Genomic DNA, 767 nt, shown 5'->3' with positions numbered 1-767 from the left:
CAAACAACGTTTGCTCGCATTAGAGCAAGGTACACCACTTTAAGTGAGGCGATTCTCATATTGTTGTTTGGCGTGCAACGCACGGTTGAGAATTGTGTAGAGTGGTTTATTTACGAACAAGATAACAAAGGATAACAAGGGCATGTCTTTCAAAACGGATTTTGATGCCTTCATGAGTGAGTGTTGGCAGCTGCACGAGGAAAAGCCAGAACAGGTCTATGCTCAGCTAGAAACGGCGCTGAATGAGGTGGAAGCGCTCAGCCAAGTTGAGCGAATATTTGCACTGATGCTGCACACCGCAATTGGTCACCTTGAACGTCCCGAACGGTTTCTTGCCTGTTTAGACCGCTTAGATGATCGCGCCATTACCGAGAGTTTGGCGTTTAAACGTAGCATCGCCGTTGCACGCTTTTTTGTCGATGGCACTGAGGATGTGGCATTGCTAGAGGAGCAAGATCAGCGTCGCGTGTTCTCTCTTATTGCGAACGAACTTTCTGCTCTTACTCAGCTTGAACCAGCGAGTCAATGGTTGGCGAAAGCCGCATTAGGAATGACACCACACGATGCAGAAGAGGTGCTAGCGCGTTCGATCGCAATCACCGCAAACAACTTGGCTTGTCAGTATGAAGAGCTCTCAGAGCGTACTGACGAGCAGAAAGCGAGGATGTTAGAGTCTGCAAGGCTAGCACTGGATTATTGGAAAATAGCGGGCGGTTGGATGCAGGAAGAGCGCGCAGAATATCGTTTGGCGATGAGCTTGCTGAAAG

1 protein-coding gene is annotated in these 767 nt (G+C 48.9%); it reads left to right on the top strand.

The features are described from left to right. Positions 1-142: 142 nt before the first annotated feature. On the top strand, positions 143-767 hold a 625-nt coding region (locus R8O11_RS27035; protein ID WP_318194851.1), incomplete at its 3' end, for a hypothetical protein.

Source organism: Vibrio sp. 1288 (genome assembly GCF_033344475.1).
Note: the sequence above shows the minus strand (reverse complement) of the source record. Positions and strands in the feature narration are given on the sequence as shown.